This is a genomic window from Curtobacterium sp. MMLR14_006, from assembly GCF_001864985.1.
GTDB lineage: Bacteria > Actinomycetota > Actinomycetes > Actinomycetales > Microbacteriaceae > Curtobacterium.
Window position 1 is genome coordinate 43,961 of the sequence record NZ_MJGU01000003.1, and the last position, 19,704, is coordinate 63,664.

A 19,704-nucleotide genomic window follows, 5' to 3' on the forward strand; every position below is an offset into this window, starting at 1 on the left:
CCGCCACCACGGCGACCCGTTTACAACGCTGTAAACCATACGGCTCGGGTGGCCCCCGAGGAAGGGGCACGAGGGGCGTCTCGTTCTGCGGACTCCGAGCCGCCGCCCGACACCGGCGACCGGTCTGCGCCGGGCGTCGGCGGTGTGTCGGTGCCGTCAGCGCGATCGCCAGCCGGCGCGGTGGGCGGCGACGATCGCTCCGGCCCGGTCCCGCGCGCCGAGCTTGGCGAGGACCGCCGACACGTGCGACTTCACGGTGCGTTCGGCGGTGCGGAGCGCCACGGCGATCTCGGCGTTGCTGGCCCCGTCGCAGACCAGGTCGAGCACGGCGCGCTCCCGCGGGGTGAGCGACGACAGTGCCCGTGCACGGTCGGCGTCGGGCTGCGGCTGCGCGACGGCGCGCGCGACCACCCGGGGCAGCACCCGCGGGTCGATCCAGGTGCCCCCACCGGCGACCACCCGGACCGCTTCGACCAGGGCCTCGGCGGGACTGTCCTTGAGGACGAAGCCCGCGGCACCCGCGTCGAGCGCCGGCCACAGCACGTCGTCGTCGTCGAAGGTGGTCAGGGCCAGGACGGGTGGGGCGTCCGGCAGCGCTCGGAGCCGCCTGGTCGCCTCGATGCCGTCGGTGCCCGGCATGCGGACGTCGGTGAGGACGAGGTCGGGTGCGGTCCGTGCGACGGCGCGCAGCAGCGCGTGCCCGTCGGCGCACTCCTCCACGATCTCCAGGTCGGTCTCGGCGCGGAGCACGAGTGCCAGGCCGGACCGGATCATCGCCTGGTCGTCGGCGAGGACGATCCGGACCGTCACCGGATCGCCGCCCCGCTGTGGTCGGCCACGACCGGCAGGCGACACGCGACGAGCCAGCGGTCGCCGTCGGGACCGCTGACGACCGTGCCGCCTGCGCGCTCGACCTGCTCCCGCAGGCCCGGCAGGCCGTAGCCGCCGGTCGAGGGGACGGGTCCGTCGAGCGGCCGCTCGTTCTCGACCGTCCCGACGAGGACGCCGTCGTCGTCGGCGATCCGCACCCGCACCGGGGTGCCGGGCAGTCGGTAGCGTGCGGCGTTGGCGAGGGCCTCCTGCACCACCCGGAACAGCGTGCCCCGGGCCAGGACGGGCAGCGCCTCGACGTCGGTGTCGACGACCAGCGACACCTCGACCCCGGCGTCCCGGTACGTCGCCACGAGGTGGTCGAGGCTCCACGACCGGGTCGGCTCGTCGCCGTCGGTCCGGAGCAGGCCGACGACGTCCCGGACGCCGTCGAGGCTCTCGCGGCACACGAGCTCCGCCTGCGACAGGGCCGTCTCGGCGGCGTCCACGTCGGTGCGGAGGATGCGACGGGCACCGCCGATCTGCAGCACGACGACGGTCAGCGAGTGCGCCACGAGGTCGTGGACGTCCCGGGCGAGGCGCGTGCGGTCCTCCTGCGCACGGGCGGCGGTGAGTCGTGCGTCGACCTCGCGCAGCTCGGCGGCGAGCGTGCGGGTGTGCGCGAGCAGGAGCCCGACGACGATCGCCAGCAGGTTGCCGATCGCGAAGTAGACGGCGCCCTCGTTGAACGGCCAGCCGACGGCGGCCGGAACGAAGGGTGCGGCGGCCCCGACGACCGCGGCCAGGGCGACCCGGCCGCGGCCCGCCCGGCGTCCGACGAACTGCGAGAGCGCCGACGTCACGAGGAACTCCACGGCGTTCAGGTCGACGAGCACCGTGACGACGACGGGCGGCCCGACGGCGAGGACGGCGGCCAGCCACTCCGGCAGCGTCCGCCGGGTGCCCGCGACCGCCCACGGCACCAGGGCGACCGCGATCAGGACGAGCGCCGGCGGCGAGTGCCACGACGCGACGGCGCCGGCGAGGGCGCCGAGGACCACGGGGACGGCCCACAGCCGCTCGAGGCGCCGGGGTCCACCCGGTTCCGTTCCCTGCATCGTCGTCCTCTCCTCGGTGCACGCTAGCAAGCACCCTCCACCCGGCCCACCGTCGACCGACCGGTCGGACACGGCCCGCAGGACGAGGTCGAGGCGTCCGCAGGGACGATGCGTCGCGCTGCCGGCCGCTCGACGATGGGTGCATGACCTCGCTCACCACCCGGCTCCAGGACCGCATCGACGCCCGGCCGCACCGTGCGCCGGACCCGTCGGCGTCGGCCCCCGCCCGGCGTCTGCTCGGGATCGCGACGGTGGTCAGCCTGGCGCTGCTCGTCGTGAGCGCCGCCGCGATCGCCCTGGACGGTCAGCACATCGGCGGTGAGCCGGCATGGGTCAAGCCGTCGAAGTTCGCGGTGTCGATCGCGCTCGCACTGCTGACCATCCGGTGGGTGCTCGGTGCGGTCCACGCGCACCGCAGGACCCTCACCGTGCTCGCGACCGTCCTCGTCGTCGCGCTGGCGGTCGAGGTGCTCTGGATCGACGTGCAGGTCGTGCGCGGCACGACGAGCCACTTCAACACCGGTGCCCCGTTCGACGCCGCCGCCTACGCCACGGGCGGTTTCAGCGTGGTCGCCGTCTTCCTCGCGACCGTCGTCGTGGCCGTCCTCGCACTCCGCACCACCGGCCTCGACGCCGGCGTCGCCGCGGGGATCCGCTGGGGACTGCTGCTGTGCGTGGTCGGCATGCTCGAAGCGGTGTCGATGATCGTGAACGGCACGACGTCGACCACGAACGGCGGACACACCGTCGGCGCGCTCGACGGCGGCCCCGGCCTGCCGCTCACCGGGTGGTCGCTGCACCACGGCGACCTGCGGGTGGCGCACTTCGTCGGGCTGCACATGCTCCAGGTGCTGCCGGTGCTCGCGTGGTTCCTGCTCCGTCGGACCCGGCTCGACGAGCGGGTCCGACGCGACCTGCTCCGGGTCGCGGGTGTCGGTGCGATCGCCCTCGTCGCGCTCCTGTGGTGGCAGGCGGAGCGCGGACAGGCCCTCCTCGAACCGGACGCCGCGACGATCGGTGCCGCGGTCGTCCTCGTGGTCGGGACGGCCACCGGTGCGGCGGCGGTCCTGGTGACCCGCGCCCGCCGGCCGGCGGGGCGGTAGGCGCGACCACGGGCGGACGGGAGGCACGTGCCGGTCCGGCACCGCGCCTCCCGTCCGCATCGTGGCCGGTCCCGGCGCCGTGGCGGGCGGGGGACAGCGCCTCAGCGCGTTCTCGGCCACGGCGGCGTTCCATGGACGCATGAAGTACGTGGTCTACGGCGAGAACAAGGTGATGACCGGCGACGCGATCGCGGAGGCGGTGCTCGCGTACGCGGCGGCGCTCGGCGAGAACGGGACGACGGACATCGTCGAGATCCCGACCTCGGACCAGGACGGCCTCGCGGCGACCGCGCAGGTGCTCCTCGGTCCGGCGTCCCAGGTGATGATCGAGGTCGCCCCCGAGGACGAGCTCGAACCCGAGGACCAGGACCTCGTCAACGAGCTGACACGGCGCACGGCGGAGGTCGGCGGGAGCCGCTTCGTCGACGCGGCGTCGTCGCACTCGGACGACCCAGCCGCACGGAAGCTGCGCACCGACCCGCCGTCGACGGACTGACCCCGCCGCGGTCGGCGCCGACGAGGCGCTGACCGGCCACACCCGCTGCGGCACCTCGCCGAGTGCGCTACGGTGTGCAGCAGAGGGAAAAATCCCGCACTGCTCAGGCAGTGCGGAAGCGCGCACGCGTCTCACGGGAGCCGCCACTTCTTCATCGAAGGAGTGCGCCCGTGACCGTCCGATCCCCGCTGCCGACCGGCACCTCGAAGCCACCGGACCGCCTCCGCGACGCATGGGTCGCGTTGACCGGCCTGTCCGCGGTGTTCCTGTTCGAGATGCTCGACAACTCGGTGCTGAACGTCGCGCTGCCCACCATCGGCCGTGACCTCGCAGCGTCGACCTCCGCGCTGCAGTGGGTGACCGGCGCCTACTCGGTCGCCTTCGGCGGCCTCATGCTCCTCTTCGGCGCCGTGGCCGACCGGTTCGGTCGCCGCCGGGTCATGCTCGTCGGGCTCGTGCTGCTCGCGGTCGCCAGCGCGCTGACGCTCGTCGTGGACTCGGTCGGCGGGCTCGTCGCCGTCCGGGCTCTGATGGGCGTCGCGGCGGCCATGACCACGCCCGGGTCGATGGCGCTCGCCTTCCGGCTCTTCGACACCGACGGCCTGCGCGTCCGGGCGCTCACCGTCATATCCACCGCCGGGCTCGTGGGCCTGGCGGTCGGGCCGACGGTCGGCGGGTTCGTCCTCGCGGTCGCCCCGTGGCAGGTGCTCGTCGTCGCCAACGCGCCGATCGCCGCCGTCGCGTTCCTCGGCATCCGTGCCGGGGTCGCAGCCGACCGGCCGGAGGACCTGCGGCGCGACCCGGTCGACCTGGCCGGGGCACTGCTCGGCGCCGTCGCGGTCGTCGGGGTGCTCGTCACGCCGACCGTCCTGGTCGCGGGCAGCGGGGGAGCGGCCGCGTGGGAAGCACTCGCCGTGACCGTGGGCGCCGGGGTCGCGTTCGTGCTGCGCGAGCGTTCCGCGCGCCACCCCCTGCTCGACCTCCACCTCGTCGCACGCCCCCTGGTCGCGAGCGGTCTGGCGTACAAGGCCGCCGCCGGCCTCGCGATGGCCGGCCTGTCGACGATGGTGACGCTGCAGCTCCAGCTCGTCTGGGGCTGGTCACCCGTGCTCGCCGCCGTCGGGACGCTGCCGCAGGTGCTCGTGCTCCTGCTCAGCGGGCGCTTCGTCGGCCCGTTCGTCCGCCGGGCCGGCCTCGGGCGAGCGGCGTGGACGAGCGCCGCCGCGGTCGTCCTCGGCCTCGCCGTGTTCGCCGCGGCCGGCCGCTTCGGCTACCCGTCCGTCCTGGTCGCGCTCGTCCTCGTCGCCGCGGGGATGCGGGTGGTCGGTGCGGTCGCCGGCAACAACGTCCTCGCCGGCCTGCCCGCCGACCGGACCTCCGTCGGAGCGGCACTCGTCGACACCGCCGGTGAGCTCGCGACGGCCGTCGGCGTGACCGTGACCGGCGCGGTCCTGGCGGCGCTCGTCAGCGGCAGCATCACCGCGACCGTCACCTCGCCCGACCGGAGCGCGTCCATCGGCACGGCGCTCGCCGTCGCCGCCGGCGCGGTCACGGTCCTCGCCGCGGTGCTGGTCGGCGTCGGACTGGCACGCGCGCGTGCCGGGACCGCCGTGCCCGTGCCAGGGACACCCAGCACCGACCAGCCCGTCGCCGCCACCACCACCAAGACCACCACGACCACGATGCAGGAGCCCTCCGATGTCTGAGCCCACCGTCCGCCCGCCGTTCGACCCCGAGCTCGCCGGGTTCCTCGACGCCGTCGCGTCCCGCGGCCCGTTCACGCTGACCGAGGACATGCTGCCCGGGATGCGGCAGCTCGACGTCACCGAGGACGTCCTCGACGCCCGACTGCGGGAACGGGGACTCGAGCGGTCCAGCGTCACCGTGCCCGGGCACCGCGGCGACCCGATCACCCTCGCGGTCATCCGGCGCACCGGCAGGACCGGGCCGACGACGGCCGTCTACACGATCCACGGCGGGGGCATGGCCTTCGGGCACCACCTCGGCAACCTCGACTCGTACGACGGGTGGCTCCTCGACCACGACGTCGTCCTGGTCAGCGTCGACTACCGGCTCGCACCCGAGCACCCCGACCCGTACCCCGTCGAGGACTGCTACGCCGGCCTCGTCTGGGTCGCCGAGCATGCCGACGAGCTAGGGGTGGACCCGGCACGCATCGTCATCACCGGCCAGAGCGCCGGCGCCGGCCTCGCCGCGGGGACGGCCCTGCTGGCACGTGACCGCCGGGGGCCGTCACTCGCGGCACAGGTCCTGGTCTCGCCGATGCTCGACGACCGGGACGCCACCGTCTCGGCGGCGCAGATCGACGGCGTCGGGATCGCCGACCGGCAGATGACCCGCTTCGGGTGGCAGGCGTACCTCGGACCGCGTCGCGGCACCGACGACGTCTCGGTGTACGCCGCGCCGGCCCGGGCGACCGACCTGTCCGGGTTGCCCGCGACCTACCTGGACTGCGGCAGCGCCGAGGTCTTCCGCGACGAGACCGTCGCCTACGCCGGCGCGCTCTGGGCGGCCGGTGTCGACGCCGAGCTGCACGTCTGGCCGGGCGCCTTCCACGGCTTCACGAGCATGGTGCCGGAGGCGACCGTGTCGAAGCGGGCGACGGCGGCCCTGGCGGACTGGACACGGCGGCTGCTCGGCGAGCCGGAGCCGGTCGCGCCCCGGGCCTGATCGCTCCGGGCCTGACCGCTCCGGGCCTGATCGACCCGCAGCGTGCGGACCGGGAGGGCGACGGGCAGCCCGTCGCCCTCCCGGTCAGCGTGCACGGGTCAGGCGGAGCGGCGACGGCGCACGGCGGTCCAGCCGAGCAGACCGCCGCCGAGCGCGACGGCCACCGCGGCGCCCGCTCCGACGCCCAGGCCGACGGGCGAGCCGGTGTACGCGAGCTCGCCCGTGGCGGAGGGCCCGGTGCCGCCGTCCGTCCCGCCGACGACGGCCGGCGTCGCCGTGGCCGTGGCCGTGGCCGTGGCCGTCGGCGTGCTCCCCGTGGCGGGGAGCGGGGTGGGCGGGGCGACGACGGGTGTCGCGGACGGGGTCGGCGGCGTGGTCGCCGTGGGTGTCGCCGGCGCGGTCGGCGGGGTGCTGGCCGTGGGCGTCGCCGGGGCGCTCGGCGTGGGCGTCGTGCTCGGGGTCGGGGTGCCGGTCGGCTCCGGCGTCGCCGGGGCGCTCGGCGTCGGGGTGGCGGTCGCGGTCGGGACGCAGGCGGCGTCCGAGGCTCCGGAGTACGTCCGGTCGAAGCGCCGGTCGCCGTCGCCCGACGTGACCGCGACGGACCACGTGTGGGTCGCCGTGACGTCGAGCGCGTAGTGGTGGTCGTAGCCCTCGCGGCCGAACGTGGTCGTGCCCTGGTCGGCGCCGTCCAGCACGACATCGGCGGTCGAGCCCGACGGGTAGCTCGTCAGGCTCACGTGCAGGTCGGTGCAGGTGGCCGAGACGACCGGGGTGTGCGCCGAGGCGATGCCGGCGACCGCGACGGCCGCGATCCCGCCGGCGACGATCGAGACGGCGGCACCGCTGAGGATGCGCGTGGTGGTGCGTTGCATGGTGTTCTCCGTTGGGTTCGGGTCCTTCACGGAGGGCCTGCCGAGTGACCGACAGGCGTCGCCGCAGCACGGCCTCGCCGGGGGCGGTGCCGTTCTGCGGTGGGTGCGGACGTCGGGTGAACTCGGGCAGTTCCGTCCTGGTGACCCCCGATCGGGGGTCGGAGGTACGTTAGCAGGTCTCATGTTCCTGCGGTCGGATCCCGTCCGGCGGCGAGGGTCCACCCGCGGGCAGCGCCACGGGCGGCACGGACGACGGGTGCCCGCGACGTGCCGTGCGCGAGCCCACCGGAGGTGCCAGACTGGCCGCATGGGGGGACCATCACGACGAGCGCGCGTGCTCGCGACGACCACGGCCATCACCTGCACGGCGATCCTGGTGGGCTGCAGCTCCGGCGGCGGCGAACCGCAGGGCAGCGGCGACGGATCGGCACGGCCGGCCGCACCGACCTCGACGCCGACCCCGACCGCCGCGCTCACCGAGGACGCCCTGCGCTCGGCGGTCCTCACTACGAGCGAGCTCCCCGTGGGCGGGTGGACCGAGAAGCCCGGCACGAGCGACGGCGACGGTGACGGCAGTGGCGGTACCACCTCGCGCGATGCCGAGAGCCCCGGCGCCTGCGCGGCGGACTTCTCCGAGGCGTTCCCCGACGAGTTCGACGACGTCCCCGAGAGCGGTGCCGACTGGACTCGCGAGTCGACGTCGTCGTACCTCTCCGTCGCCGTCGCCGCCGACCCGGACGCCGCCGGGCACGTCCGGACCGTCGCCGACGCCGTCGCCGACTGTCCGACGGACGGCGCGACCTACACGATCGACGGCCAGCAGCAGCGCATCACGACGGTGCCGCTCGACCTCGGCGAGTGGGGTGCGGCGTCGACCTGCATCCGCTACGAATTGAGCTCCGTCACCGGCGAGACCTGCATGGTCGCCGGCGACGGGCACCTCGTCCTGGTGACCGTCGGGTCACCGTACTCGTTCGGCGTGCCGGAGGACACCGAGCTCCGCACGATCGTCGACGCCGCCGTGCAGAAGGCCGAGCGCAGCCTGACCTGACGCCCCGGGCAGCCGCCCGCGCGGTTCAGCGGTCGTCGTCCCCGGTGCGGTCCAGGGCGGCGTCGAGCGCCGGGTCCTCCGACACGTGCTCGGTCCGGACCGGGAAGTCCTCGACCGCGTCCGCGGCGACGGGAGCCTCCGGAGCGCCGGGTCGTGCGCCCCGGACGCGCCGCTTCACCGCCGCCCACGGTCGGGTCAGCCCGCCCAGGCCGCCCGCGCCGGGGCCGCCGCGCCCGCCGCGCTCGGTGGGCTCCTCGACCTCGAGGCCGTAGTACGCCCCGACGTGCTCGAGCAGCACCTCGCGCTCGGCCTTGTCGTAGGCACGGCGCTCCCGGGTGAACGCGATGATCGTCGACCAGCACGTCAGCAGCAGCACGACGCTGAACGGCAGGGCGGTGGTGATCGCCGCCGTCTTCAGGGCGTCGAGCCCGCCGCTCAGCAGCAGCGCCACGGCGAGCAGGGCGGACACGAACGCGAAGAAGACGCGGAGCCAGTTCCGCGGTTCGATGTCCCCGCCGGAGGAGATCATCGCCATGACGAGCGCGCCGGAGTCCGACGACGTCACGAAGAAGACCCCGATCAGCAGGATCGCACCGACCGTCAGCACGGCACCGGCGGGCAGGTCGCCGAGGAGTGCGAAGAGGGACCCCTCGACGTCCACCGTGCCGTCCGCGCCGACGAGGCCGCCCGCACCGTCGGTCTGGCGGTGGATCGCCGACCCGCCGAGCACGGCGAACCACAGGAAGGTGAGGGCGGTCGGGACGAGCAGGACGCCGAACACGAACTGCCGGACGGTGCGGCCCTTCGAGATGCGGGCGATGAAGACGCCGACGAAGGGCGCCCACGACATCCACCAGCCCCAGTAGAACGTGGTCCAGGCGCCCTGCCACTCCTCGCCGGCCGCACCCTGCTGCGCGGTGACGTTGAAGGACAAGCCGACGACGTTCTGCAGGTAGGCGCCGATGGACTGCACGAAGTCGCGGAGCAGGAACTGCGTCGGCCCGACGATGAGCACGAAGAGCAGGAGCGCCGCCGCCAGCAGCAGGTTGAAGTTCGACAGGACCTTCATGCCCTTCGACACCCCGGTGACGAGCGAGACGATGGTGACGGCGGTGATCACCGCGATGATGGCGATCTGGCTGACGATGCTGCTCTCGGCGATGCCGGCGGCCTCGAGCCCGGCACCGATCTGGATCACGCCGAGCCCGAGCGAGGTCGCGACGCCGAACAGCGTGCCGACCAGGGCGAGGACGTCGATGAGGTTGCCCCACCCGCCGCGGACCCGCTGGCCGAGCAGCGGCTCGAGCGCCCAGCGGATCGAGACGGGGCGGCCGCGGCGGTGGATCGCGTACGCGAGGGCCAGGCCGAGCACGACGTAGATCGCCCAGGCGTGCAGGCCCCAGTGCAGGAACGTCTGCACGAGCGCCTGCTGGGCGAGTTCGTTCTCGTCGCCCGTGACGCCGGGGCGCGGCGAGGCGAAGTGGCTGAGCGGCTCGGAGACGCCGTAGAACACCAGGCCGATGCCCATGCCCGCCGCGAAGAGCAACGAGAACCACGATGCCGTGGAGAACTCCGGCTCGTCGGCGTCCTTGCCGAGCTTGACGTCGCCGAACCTGCTGAAGCCGACGAAGAGCGAGAACCCGACGAAGAACGCGGCGATGAGCACGTAGTACCAGCTGAAGTTGCGGACGATGCCGTCCTGCAGGCCGACGAACATGGCCTCGGCGCTCGAGGGCGAGACGAGGGTGAACGCGACGAAGCCGAGCACGAGGACGGCCGCGGGCCAGAACACCCACCGCCTGACCTGGTGACTCGACGTCGTGGACTCGGGTGCTGGAGGGGTGGTGCGCGACATGCCCTCCATCGTGCCCGGCCGCGTGTCTGTACGCCCACTCAGGCGTGTCGCGTCGTGGACGCGGTCGGTGACGGACGGGAGGCGCGGTGCGGCGCCGCCCCGCGCCTCCCGTCCGTCCCACGGCCCGGTCTCGAGCGCACGGGGTGATTACAACGTTGACATCATCTTTACAGCGCTGTAAAAAAGGGGTGCGCGACGACGCGCACAGAGGGAGTGACCCGATGGTGGGAAGCAGGACCGGAACGCGAGCGGCCGTGAGTCGACGGGGGTTCCTCGCCGGCGCAGCCGGCGGGATCGCACTCGGCACGATGGCGCTCGCGGGCTGCGCGACCCCGCGCGCAGCGGCGGGCGGCGCGACGACGCTGCGCTTCTACGAGCAGAAGCAGGAGGTGATCGCCTACTTCGACGACCTGCTGCGCCGGTTCGAGGGCGCCCACCCGCGGCTGTCCGTCGTGCACGACACGACCACCGCGATCGCCCCGCAGTTCGTGCGCGGCGAGCCCGCCGACGTCGGTTGCTTCAACGACAACCTGGAGCTCGCGCGGTACATCGAGCGCGGGGTGCTCAGCGACCTCTCCGACCTGCCGTCGGCGGCTCGGGTGCGACCCGACGTCGACACCCTGACGAACCAGTACGCCCGGTTCGAGGACCGCACGAGCGTGCTGCCGTACTCGCTGGCGGCCGCCGGGGTCATCTACAACAAGCGGATCTTCGCCGACCACGACCTGCCCGTCCCGACCACCTGGGACGACTTCGTCGAGGTGTGCCGGACGCTGCAGAAGGCCGGCGTCACCCCGATCTACGCCACCGACCGCGACACCTGGACCCTGTGGCAGGGCCTGTTCGACTACTCCGTCGGCAGTCTCGTCGACACCGGCACGTTCTTCCGGAAGATGAAGGCGCAGGGCACCGACATCGGACCGGACTCCGAGGTCTCGTTCGAGCAGGACTTCGCGGTCCCGATGGAGCGCGCGAAGACGATCTCGTCGTTCTTCAACCCGGACCACGCCACCCGCGCCTACGCCGACGGCAACCTCGCCTTCGGACAGGGCAGGGCCGCGATGTACCTGCAGGGCCCGTGGGCGCTCGGCCAGATCGCGCTCATCGACGAGGACCTCGAGGTCGGCACGTTCGCCCTGCCGGTGTCGAACGACCCGGGGGACCGGAAGGCCCGCGTCAACATCGACCTCGGGCTCTGGATCCCGACGGCCTCGCAGCACCAGGACGAGGCCCGCGAACTCGTCGAGTTCCTCATGCAGCCCGAGGTCATCGACGCCTACAACGACGACAACCTGGCGTACTCGCCGACGAAGGACGCCCCGCCGCAGCAGGACGAGCGGCTCGCCGGCCTGCAGCAGTACGTCGACGACGCCGCCTTCTACCAGGGGGCCGGCACGTTCATCCCCGCCTCGATCCCGCTCGGCAACTACCTGCAGTCCGCGATCCGCAGCGGCGACTTCACCTCGATGCTGCGCCGGCTCGACGCGGACTGGCGGCGTCTCGCCGGCCGGTCGGCGACGGTCTGACCCGGACAGGAGCCACCATGACCATGCAGACACCGCTCTCCCGCGACACCGACCCGGCCACGTCCGGACCGGCGACCGCGGCCGCCCGCACGCACCGCCGTGTCGGCTCCCTCAAGCGCACCGAGGGCATGTACTACCTGTTCCTCGTGCCGGCCCTCGTGCTGTTCACGGCGTTCGTCGTCGCACCCGCGTGCGTCGGCATCTTCTACAGCTTCACCGACTACCTCGGCTTCGGGCAGTGGCAGTTCCTCGGCATCGAGAACTACCGGGCGCTCGTCTCGGACCCCGCGATCATCGGGTCCTACGGGTTCACGCTCGGCTTCGCCGTGGTGACCGTCATCGTCACCCAGGTCATCGCCCTCTCGTTGGCGATCGCCCTGGCGAAGCGCGTGCGGTTCGCCGCCGGGCTGCGCTCCGTCTTCGTCATCCCGATGGTGATCTCCGGCATCGTCGTCGCCTACGTCTTCAACTACCTGTTCTCGAACACGGTGCCGGCCCTCGCCACGGGCGTCGGCTTCGGGCCGCTCGAGCAGAGCATCCTCGGCGACCCGAACCTCGCCTGGCTCGCGATCGTCATCGTGTCCGCCTGGCAGACCGTCCCCGGCGCGCTGCTCATCTACACGGCGGGGCTCACCTCGATCCCCGAGGACCTGTACGAGGCCAGCGCACTCGACGGCGCCACCGGCTGGAAGCAGCTCCGCGCGATCACCCTGCCGCTGCTCGGCGGCTTCATCGTCATCAACACGGTGCTCGGCGTGAAGGGCTACCTCGGCGCGTACGACGTCATCGTCGGCCTCACCAACGGCGGACCCGGCAGCGCGACGAGCAGCGTCGCGATGACCATCTTCGGCGGCTTCACCGGGGGCGACTACGCCTACCAGATGGCGAACGCGACCGTGTTCTTCGTCATCACCGTCCTCATCTCCGTGCTGCAGCTCGCGGCGACCCGCGGAAGGAACCTGCGTCTCGCATGACCGCCACCGACACCCGCACCGACACCCGCACCCTCACCACCGCCGACACCGGCCGTCCGGGCCGCCCGCGCCGGCACCGCCTCGGCGGCACGAACTGGACGCTCACGGTCGTCCTCGGCCTCGCGTCGCTGACCGTCCTCATCCCGCTCTACGTCACGGTCGCGATGGCGTTCAAGACGAGCGCACAATCCGTCGACGGCAACGCGCTCTCGCTGCCGTTCCCGTTCAACCCGGGCTCCTTCGCCGAGGCGTGGCAGCTCACCCGCTTCCCGGTGTCCTTCACCGTGTCGCTCGGCGTCGCCGCGCTCACCGTCGTCGCGACACTGCTGCTCAGCTCGTTCGCCTCGTACGCGATCGTCCGGAACTGGCACCGCCGGTTCTTCCGCTGGTCGTTCGTGTACCTGCTCGCGGCGATGTTCCTGCCGTTCCCCGTCGTCGCACTGCCGCAGATCAAGCTCACCGCCGAGATGGGGCTCGACAACCCGGTCGGCGTCGGGATCCTGCACGCCATGTTCCAACTGTCGTTCAGCGTGCTGCTCTACTCGGCGTACCTGCGGTCGATCCCCGTCGAGCTCGAGGAGAGCGCCCGCATCGACGGCGCGTCCACGTGGCAGATCTTCTGGCGCATCATCCTGCCGCTCCTCGGCCCGATGAACGCGACCGTCGGCATCTTCGCCTTCCTGGCGTCCTGGAACGACTTCATGATGCCGTCGCTCATCACGGCGGACCCGGCGCTGCAGACGCTCCCCGTGGTGCAGAACATCTTCCAGAGCAAGTTCGGCACGAACTACAACGTCGCCTTCGCCTCGTACCTGATGGCGATGGCCCCGACGATCATCGTCTACCTGTTCGCGCAGCGCTGGGTCATCAGCGGCGTGACGCAGGGCGCGGTCAAGAGCTGAGGGACAGCGAGTGAGCACCACGACACCGACCACCACCACGAGCACCGTCCGGCCGTTCCCCGGGTCCGACCCGGTCGCCGACCCCGCCGCCGTCGTCACGGGGGAGCACTGGCGCGTCACCGTCCTCGACGCCGGGGCGTTCCGGGTCGAGTGGAGCGAGGACGGCGGGTTCGAGGACCGCGCCTCGACCTTCGCGATGCGCCGCCGCCTGACCGTGCCGTCGTTCACGGTCGACCGCACGGCCGACGGCGGCGTCCTCGTCACCACCGAGCGCGCCCGGCTGCGGTACGACGGCCGCCCGTTCAGCCCGAGCGGACTCGTCGTCGAGACGACCGGCCCGGACGCGAACCGGTGGCGCTGGGGACAGGAACCCCGCGACCTCGGCGGCACCGGACGCACCCTGGACGACGTCGACGGTCGGATGCCGCTCGAGTCCGGCGTCCTGGCCCGCGACGGCATCACCGTGCTCGACGACAGCGCGTCCTTCCTGTTCTCGGACGACGGTTGGATCGGCACCCGCGTGCCCGGTCGACGCGACGTCACGGTGTTCGCGTACGGGCGCGACTACGACGCCGCCCTGCGGGCGTACCACGCCGTCTCCGGCGCTCCCACCCGCCTGCCCCGGTGGGCCCTCGGCAACTGGTGGAGCCGCTACCACCCGTACAGCGACGCCTCGTACCTCGAGCTGGTGGACCGCTTCGCCGACGAGCACCTGCCGTTCTCCGTCGCGGTCGTCGACATGGACTGGCACCGCGTCGACTCCGTGCCGCCGCGCTTCGGCAACGGGTGGACCGGGTACTCGTGGGAACCCTCGCTCTTCCCGGACCCGGCAGCCTTCCTCGCCGAGCTGCACCGCCGGGGGATGCGCACCACCCTCAACCTGCACCCCGCCGACGGCGTCCGCGCCTTCGAGGACGCCTACCCGGCGATGGCCGAGGCGATGGGCGTCGACCCGGACACCGAGCAACCGATCCCGTTCGACCCCACCGACCGCCGGTTCCTCGAGGCGTACTTCGCCGTCCTGCACCGGCCCCTCGAGGACCAGGGCGTCGACTTCTGGTGGATCGACTGGCAGCAGGGCCGCGAGACCGGCCTGCCCGGCGTGGACCCGCTCTGGCTGCTCAACCACTTCCACCTGCTCGACTCGGCACGCGGCTCCGACACCGCCGACGGCATGACGTTCTCCCGCTACGCCGGCCCGGGCAGCCACCGGTACGCCGTCGGGTTCTCCGGCGACGCCGTCGTCTCGTGGGCGTCGCTCGCGTTCCAGCCCGAGTTCACCGCCACCGCCGCGAACATCGGCTACCCCTGGTGGAGCCACGACATCGGCGGCCACACCCGCGGCGTCCGCGACGACGAACTCGCCACCCGGTGGGTGCAGTTCGGGGTGTTCTCGCCGATCATGCGCCTGCACTCGGCGAACAACCCGTTCATCCGCAAGGAGCCGTGGGCGTTCCCCGCCGAGGCCCGCGCCGCGATGGGCGACGCCCTGCGCTTCCGGCACCGGCTCGTGCCGTACCTGCACACGATGAACCACGGCACCGCCGAGGGCGCCGCCCTCGTCCGACCGCTCTACCACCTGGAACCCCGCCGGGACGAGGCCTACGAGTCGCCGAACACCTACGCCTTCGGGTCGGAGCTGCTCGTCGCCCCGATCGTCGCACCCCGCGACCCGGTCAGTCGGCACGGGGTGGCACGGGCGTGGCTGCCGCCGGGCACCTGGACCGACGTGTTCACCGGCACCACCTACGCCGGCGACCGGTTCGTCGACCTGCACCGCACGCTCGACACCGTCCCCGTCCTGCTCCGCGAGGGCGGCGTGCTGCCCCTGGCAGCACCGGACGAGACCGACGCGACCGCGAACCCGACCGCACTCGAGGTGCTCGTCGCCCCCGGCACGTCCGGGTCCTTCACCCTGGTCGAGGACCGCGAGGGCGACCCCGACCGCACCGCCCGGACCCGCCTGACGTGGGACGCGGCGCTCGCCGAGTTCCGGGTCCACCCGACCGAGGGCGCGGTCGACGTCGTGCCCGGCCGTCGCTCGTGGCGGGTCACCTTCCTGGCGGCCCCGGCCGACGGCCAGGCGACGTCGGCGCGTGCCGAGGACCGGTTCTCCGTCGACCTCGACGTCGACACCGCCGCCGGGGGAGTGGTCACCCTGGCCGGCCCGCCGGTCGTCGGGCTGGACGCCCGACCCGCCGTCCGCCGCGTGCTCGAGGGCGCCCAGGCGGGCAACCCCGAGAAGCTCGCCGCCTGGCAGGTCGTGTCGAAGGACCTGCCGCGCGCCGACCGGATCGTCGAGCTCGGCACCGTCGGCCTGCCGGAGTCGGTGCGCGCGGTCGTCGTCGAACTCCTCGGCAGCGTGCACCCGAGCGGCCACTGAGCGGGCGGGCCGGCACCGCGCGGACCGCGGGTCGGCACCCGGGCACGCGTCGGACGGGAGGCACGGGGCGGGTCCGCCACGGGCCTCCCGTCCGACGGCGGTCACCGCCACCCCGGTGGCTGCGTCGGCACGGAGGGTCCTGCCCGGTGGGGCGGCGGCCGTCAGGCCGTCACGCCGGCCGGGGCGCGGTCGACCGTGCCGTCGGGGAACGGTGCGCTCTCGCCGACGACCAGCCGGTGGCCGACCGTGACGAGCCGTCCGGGCACGTCCGACCCGTCGATCCGCTCGAGCAGCAGGTCGAGCGCCGTGTCCGCCAGCGCCACCGTGTCCGGCGCGACCGACGTCAGGCTCGGCACCAGGCTCGAGCCGAGCCCCATCGCGTCCCAGCCGACCACGGCGACGTCCCGCGGGGCGTCGAGCCCGCGCAGCCGCATCGCCCGCAGGACCCCGACGGCGGCCAGGTCGTCGCGGCAGAGCAGCGCGTCGAGCCGGAGCCCGGCGTCGAGCGCGCGGCCGAACGCGACCTCGGCCCCCGCGGCGTCGCCGACCTCGCGGGGGACGAGCAGTGCGTCGTCGAGGGGCAGCCCCGCGGCGGCGAGTCCGGCACGGTAGCCGTCGAGCCGCACGCCCGAGGTGCTCGACTCCGGTCCGGTCTCGTGGCCGAAGAACCCGATGCGGCGACGGCCGAGCGCCACCAGGTGGGCCACCGCCTGCGCTGCCGCGGCGGCGTTGTCGATGACGACCTGGTCCGCACGCTCGGGTCGCCGGTCCTCGCCGAGGAACACCACCGCGGTGTCGCCGCGCAGGCGGTCGATCACCTCGGGCGACAGCGCCTGCGGGTGCAGCACGACGCCGTCGACCACCCCGGACTCCCGCCCGCGCACCGCGGACCGCTCGCCGTCCGCGTCGCCGAGGGTCTCCTCGAGCAGCAGCTGGTAGCCGCGAGCGGCGCACACCCGCGAGAACACGTGCGCGAGCTCGGCGAAGTACGGGCGTCGCAGGTCGGGGAAGGCGAAGGCGAGCATGTTCGACCGGCCGGTGGCGAGGGACCGGCCGGAGACGTTCGGGCGGTACCCGAGCTCGTCCACCGCCGCCTGCACCCGGTCGCGCATCGCCGGGCTGACGTGCTGGTACCCGCGGACGACGTTCGAGACGGTCTTCGTCGACACGCCCGCGTGCACGGCGACGTCCTGCAGCGTGACCTTGCCCATCCGGCCACCGTAGCCGGACCGGCGGATTGCCAGGTGCAATCGCATGTGCAGGCCCTAGAGTCGCGACAAGCGCAATCGCGTGAACTCTCTCGAACCGGCCGAAGGGCCGGTCCGTACTGAAGGTCGGTCCTCATGACCACCACTCCGCTCGCTCCCGGGTTCACCCGGACCCGCCCCGGCACGGGGAGCCGCAACGGCACCTCGACCTACTCCTCCCTCCTCGCGCAGGTGAAGGACAACGGGCTCCTCAACCGCCGCACCGGTTTCTACTGGGCGCTGTTCGGCAGCCTCGTCGGCACCTTCGCCCTCGCCTGGGTCGCCTTCGCGTTCCTCGGCGACTCGTGGTTCCAGCTCATCGTCGCCGGCGCACTCGGCGTCCTCTTCACCCAGTTCGCCTTCCTCTCGCACGAAGCCGCGCACCGCCAGGTGTTCGCCTCGCAGAAGTGGAACGACCACGCCGGTCGCTGGCTCGGCACCTTCATGGTGGGCCTCAGCTACTCGTGGTGGATGAACAAGCACACCCGCCACCACGGCAACCCGAACACCGTCGGCAAGGACCCGGACATCGCCCCTGACGGCATCCGGTTCCTGCCGGAGGACGCCGCCGCGGCCAAGGGCCCGCTCATGTCGACGTTCCTGCGCTTCCAGGGCTGGCTGTTCTTCCCCCTGCTGACGCTCGAGGGCCTCAACCTGCACCGCTACGCCGTGATGAGCATCGTCACCGGCAACGGCACCAAGGCCGACGTGAAGCACCGTTGGCTCGAGGCCGCACTGCTCGTCGCCCGCTTCGGCATCTACCTGACGGTCGTGTTCTGGTTCCTGCCGTTCGGCATGGCCTGCGCGTTCCTCGGGGTGCAGCTCGCCGTGTTCGGCGTGATGATGGGTGCCTCGTTCGCCCCGAACCACAAGGGCATGCCGACCATCGCCCACGACGCCAAGGTCGACTTCTTCTCGCGCCAGGTGCGCACCTCGCGCAACATCCGCGGCGGCTGGTGGGTCTCGTTCCTGATGGGCGGCCTGAACTACCAGGTCGAGCACCACCTGTTCCCGTCGATGCCGCGCCCCGCGCTCAAGCAGGCCCGCCTGCTCGTCCGCGAGCACTGCGACACGCTCGACGTGCCCTACACCGAGACCACGCTGCTGCGTTCCTACGGCATCGTCGTGCGGTATCTGAACCGGGTCGGGCTCGCCGCCCGCGACCCGTTCAACTGCCCGATGGTCGCGCAGTTGCGCATCCACTGACGCCGTGTTGACGAGCATGCCCACCGGCACCGTGAAGTGGTTCGACCACGCCAAGGGATACGGCTTCATCCACCCCGACGACGGGTCCGAGGACCTGTTCGCCCACTTCTCCAGCATCGTCGTGACGACCGGCTACCGGTCCCTCGAGGAGAACGACCACGTGCAGTACGACATCGGGCCCGGCAAGAAGGGCCCGCAGGCGGACAACATCTCGATCATCCGCTGACGCGGGGGTCGGAACGAACTGCCGGGCGCCCCGGTGCCACTCGGCACCGGGGCTCCCGGCCGTTCCGGTGCGTCGGGGCTGGTGGCCGCGTGTGGGTGCGGGCGCGGGTGCGGGTGCGGGTGCGGGTGTGGGCCGTGGCTGCACCGGGTTGCCTGCCGATCGAGCGTGCGTTCCCTCCCGCTGCAGGTGAGATCGGAAGCTGTTGCGCGCGTACGTGGTCGGAAGGACGGGCTTGGTCCGCGCGGTACGTCTCCCCCGTGCTCAGGACGTTCGACCCCGGCGCGGGCCCGGTTCGGGCGGTTCCGTTCGGCGAGCAGGAGCGTCGGCGACCAGGTCCGACAGGTTCCGTGGCGTCCGGAGTGCTCCGCTGCAAGGTCGGGCACCCGGCGTCTGAGCGCGCTCTTCCCCGCCGAACGGGGGACGGGAAGCCGTTTCGTGCGGAGGCGGTCGGAACGGGTGTCGTCGCACGGGCGGAACGTCACGGCACACGTCTGATGGCGTTGCCGGGCCGGGGTACTGGTCGGATCCGGTTCGTGACGATTCTGGTTCGCGATGAGCGGGTTTCGGGAACCAGGACCGTCAACCGTCGGTGCAGATGTGCCCGCCGCTGCTGCTCGGCTGTGCAGCACGCTGGAGCGGGAACCGTCGTCGGAGCCGTGGTTCGCCGGGCGGAGCCGGGGGTGTGGTGACACGATCTGGTCGTTGACGGTCTTGGTTCGTGGGGTCCGGGTTTTGGGAACCAGGACCGTCACGGCGTGCTGGTGGTCCCGCGGTGCGCAGGGTCCGGGCGCGCGTTCCGTCCCATTGCCCGTGGGATGGGAAGGTGTTTCGCGCGTTGGGGGCCGGAACGAACGGCTTCCTGTGCGCGGAACGTCGCACCATGCACGGACCGCCCTTCCATGCGCGGAACGACTACCTGCATACGGACCGCCCTTGCATGCGCGGAACGACCACCTACGCGCGGAACAGCACCAACCCGAACCACCCCCGGGGCGTGCGGAAGGGCCGCCCCGGGGTGTCCCGGGGCGGCCCTTCGCGTGGTGGTGCGGTGGTGTTACTTGATCTGGGCGGTGATGGTGGCGGTGCCGACCAGGAGGCCGCGCTTGACGGCGTCGGTGCCGAAGGTCTTGTTCAGCAGGCCGGCGGCGTCCTCGGAGATGTGGACGGTGGTGCCGGTGAGGATGGCGTTGTCGCCCTCGAGCTGGAGGGGCTTGAGCGAGCCGCCCCAGAGCTCGAACAGGTAC

The 19,704-nt window shown here is 72.8% G+C and carries 16 protein-coding genes and 1 pseudogene; 11 read left to right on the forward strand and 6 right to left on the reverse strand.

Annotated elements, in window-relative coordinates; all coding sequences use genetic code 11:
- Positions 1-156: 156 nt before the first annotated feature.
- A complete protein-coding gene (locus BIU94_RS01565) occupies positions 157-810 on the reverse strand; it encodes a response regulator transcription factor (RefSeq protein WP_071253536.1) in 654 nt (217 codons plus the stop codon).
- The gene (locus BIU94_RS01570) at positions 807-1,928 is read right to left on the reverse strand and encodes a sensor histidine kinase (RefSeq protein WP_071290573.1); all 1,122 of its coding nucleotides are present in this window, start codon (positions 1,926-1,928) and stop codon (positions 807-809) included. Before BIU94_RS01570 ends, BIU94_RS01565 begins: the two co-directional genes overlap by 4 nt.
- A 143-nt stretch (positions 1,929-2,071) precedes the next feature.
- Between BIU94_RS01570 and BIU94_RS01575 the strand changes: the two genes are divergently transcribed.
- From BIU94_RS01575 to BIU94_RS01590, 4 genes are all read left to right on the forward strand, one after another.
- Positions 2,072-3,031: a hypothetical protein gene (locus BIU94_RS01575; protein ID WP_083404519.1), complete on the forward strand. Its 960-nt coding sequence runs from the start codon at positions 2,072-2,074 to the stop codon at positions 3,029-3,031.
- Positions 3,032-3,170: 139 nt separating this feature from the next.
- On the forward strand, positions 3,171-3,527 hold the full coding sequence (locus BIU94_RS01580) for a hypothetical protein (protein WP_071253540.1): 357 nt from the start codon (positions 3,171-3,173) through the stop codon (positions 3,525-3,527).
- A gap of 170 nt (positions 3,528-3,697) precedes the next feature.
- Positions 3,698-5,233, forward strand: a complete 1,536-nt coding sequence (locus tag BIU94_RS01585) for an MFS transporter (RefSeq protein WP_302846891.1) — start codon at positions 3,698-3,700, stop codon at positions 5,231-5,233.
- On the forward strand, positions 5,226-6,218 hold the full coding sequence (locus BIU94_RS01590) for an alpha/beta hydrolase (protein ID WP_071253542.1): 993 nt from the start codon (positions 5,226-5,228) through the stop codon (positions 6,216-6,218). Before BIU94_RS01585 ends, BIU94_RS01590 begins: the two co-directional genes overlap by 8 nt.
- A 98-nt stretch (positions 6,219-6,316) precedes the next feature.
- On the opposite strand, the gene BIU94_RS01595 is transcribed toward BIU94_RS01590, so the two are convergent.
- A complete protein-coding gene (locus BIU94_RS01595; protein ID WP_071253544.1) occupies positions 6,317-7,090 on the reverse strand; it encodes a hypothetical protein in 774 nt (257 codons plus the stop codon).
- A 307-nt stretch (positions 7,091-7,397) separates the two neighbouring features.
- On the opposite strand from BIU94_RS01595, the gene BIU94_RS01600 reads away from it, so the two are divergent.
- Positions 7,398-8,141: a hypothetical protein gene (locus BIU94_RS01600; RefSeq protein WP_139196235.1), complete on the forward strand. Its 744-nt coding sequence runs from the start codon at positions 7,398-7,400 to the stop codon at positions 8,139-8,141.
- Positions 8,142-8,166: 25 nt separating this feature from the next.
- On the opposite strand, the gene BIU94_RS01605 is transcribed toward BIU94_RS01600, so the two are convergent.
- Entirely contained in the window at positions 8,167-9,996 is a 1,830-nt protein-coding gene (locus tag BIU94_RS01605; RefSeq protein ID WP_254784699.1) for a BCCT family transporter, read from the reverse strand.
- A gap of 254 nt (positions 9,997-10,250) precedes the next feature.
- Between BIU94_RS01605 and BIU94_RS01610 the strand changes: the two genes are divergently transcribed.
- The 4 genes from BIU94_RS01610 to BIU94_RS01625 are packed head-to-tail and all read left to right on the forward strand — an operon-like array spanning position 10,251 to position 15,781.
- Positions 10,251-11,522 carry an ABC transporter substrate-binding protein gene (locus BIU94_RS01610; RefSeq protein ID WP_083404520.1) on the forward strand — a complete coding sequence of 424 codons (1,272 nt, stop codon included), beginning with the start codon at positions 10,251-10,253 and terminating at the stop codon, positions 11,520-11,522.
- A 17-nt stretch (positions 11,523-11,539) separates the two neighbouring features.
- The gene (locus BIU94_RS01615) at positions 11,540-12,496 is read left to right on the forward strand and encodes a carbohydrate ABC transporter permease (protein ID WP_071253553.1); all 957 of its coding nucleotides are present in this window, start codon (positions 11,540-11,542) and stop codon (positions 12,494-12,496) included.
- A complete protein-coding gene (locus BIU94_RS01620; protein WP_071253555.1) occupies positions 12,493-13,398 on the forward strand; it encodes a carbohydrate ABC transporter permease in 906 nt (301 codons plus the stop codon). The genes BIU94_RS01615 and BIU94_RS01620 overlap by 4 nt, the downstream gene beginning before the upstream one ends.
- A gap of 10 nt (positions 13,399-13,408) precedes the next feature.
- A complete protein-coding gene (locus BIU94_RS01625) occupies positions 13,409-15,781 on the forward strand; it encodes a TIM-barrel domain-containing protein (RefSeq protein ID WP_071253557.1) in 2,373 nt (790 codons plus the stop codon).
- Between the two features lie 161 nt (positions 15,782-15,942).
- Here the strand turns inward: BIU94_RS01625 and BIU94_RS01630 are convergent, their stop codons facing one another.
- Entirely contained in the window at positions 15,943-17,037 is a 1,095-nt protein-coding gene (locus BIU94_RS01630) for a LacI family DNA-binding transcriptional regulator (protein WP_254782834.1), read from the reverse strand.
- Positions 17,038-17,124: 87 nt separating this feature from the next.
- Between BIU94_RS01630 and BIU94_RS01635 the strand changes: the two genes are divergently transcribed.
- Positions 17,125-18,234, forward strand: a complete 1,110-nt coding sequence (locus BIU94_RS01635; protein ID WP_071253561.1) for an acyl-CoA desaturase — start codon at positions 17,125-17,127, stop codon at positions 18,232-18,234.
- Positions 18,235-18,250: 16 nt separating this feature from the next.
- Complete coding sequence (locus BIU94_RS01640; protein ID WP_071253577.1) at positions 18,251-18,460, forward strand: cold-shock protein; 210 nt, start codon at positions 18,251-18,253, stop codon at positions 18,458-18,460.
- Positions 18,461-19,514: 1,054 nt separating this feature from the next.
- Here the strand turns inward: BIU94_RS01640 and BIU94_RS01645 are convergent.
- A pseudogene (locus BIU94_RS01645) lies at positions 19,515-19,704 on the reverse strand (hypothetical protein); the annotation flags it as partial.

Coding starts and splice junctions, on each gene's coding strand:
- BIU94_RS01630 (WP_254782834.1), bottom strand. CDS start 17,037: ATGCGATTGCACCTGGCAATCCGCCGGTCCGGCTACGGTGGCCGGATG.
- BIU94_RS01580 (WP_071253540.1), top strand. CDS start 3,171: ATGAAGTACGTGGTCTACGGCGAGAACAAGGTGATGACCGGCGACGCG.
- BIU94_RS01575 (WP_083404519.1), top strand. CDS start 2,072: ATGACCTCGCTCACCACCCGGCTCCAGGACCGCATCGACGCCCGGCCG.
- BIU94_RS01620 (WP_071253555.1), top strand. CDS start 12,493: ATGACCGCCACCGACACCCGCACCGACACCCGCACCCTCACCACCGCC.
- BIU94_RS01590 (WP_071253542.1), top strand. CDS start 5,226: ATGTCTGAGCCCACCGTCCGCCCGCCGTTCGACCCCGAGCTCGCCGGG.
- BIU94_RS01600 (WP_139196235.1), top strand. CDS start 7,398: ATGGGGGGACCATCACGACGAGCGCGCGTGCTCGCGACGACCACGGCC.
- BIU94_RS01640 (WP_071253577.1), top strand. CDS start 18,251: ATGCCCACCGGCACCGTGAAGTGGTTCGACCACGCCAAGGGATACGGC.
- BIU94_RS01595 (WP_071253544.1), bottom strand. CDS start 7,090: ATGCAACGCACCACCACGCGCATCCTCAGCGGTGCCGCCGTCTCGATC.
- BIU94_RS01570 (WP_071290573.1), bottom strand. CDS start 1,928: ATGCAGGGAACGGAACCGGGTGGACCCCGGCGCCTCGAGCGGCTGTGG.
- BIU94_RS01615 (WP_071253553.1), top strand. CDS start 11,540: ATGACCATGCAGACACCGCTCTCCCGCGACACCGACCCGGCCACGTCC.
- BIU94_RS01635 (WP_071253561.1), top strand. CDS start 17,125: ATGACCACCACTCCGCTCGCTCCCGGGTTCACCCGGACCCGCCCCGGC.
- BIU94_RS01605 (WP_254784699.1), bottom strand. CDS start 9,996: ATGTCGCGCACCACCCCTCCAGCACCCGAGTCCACGACGTCGAGTCAC.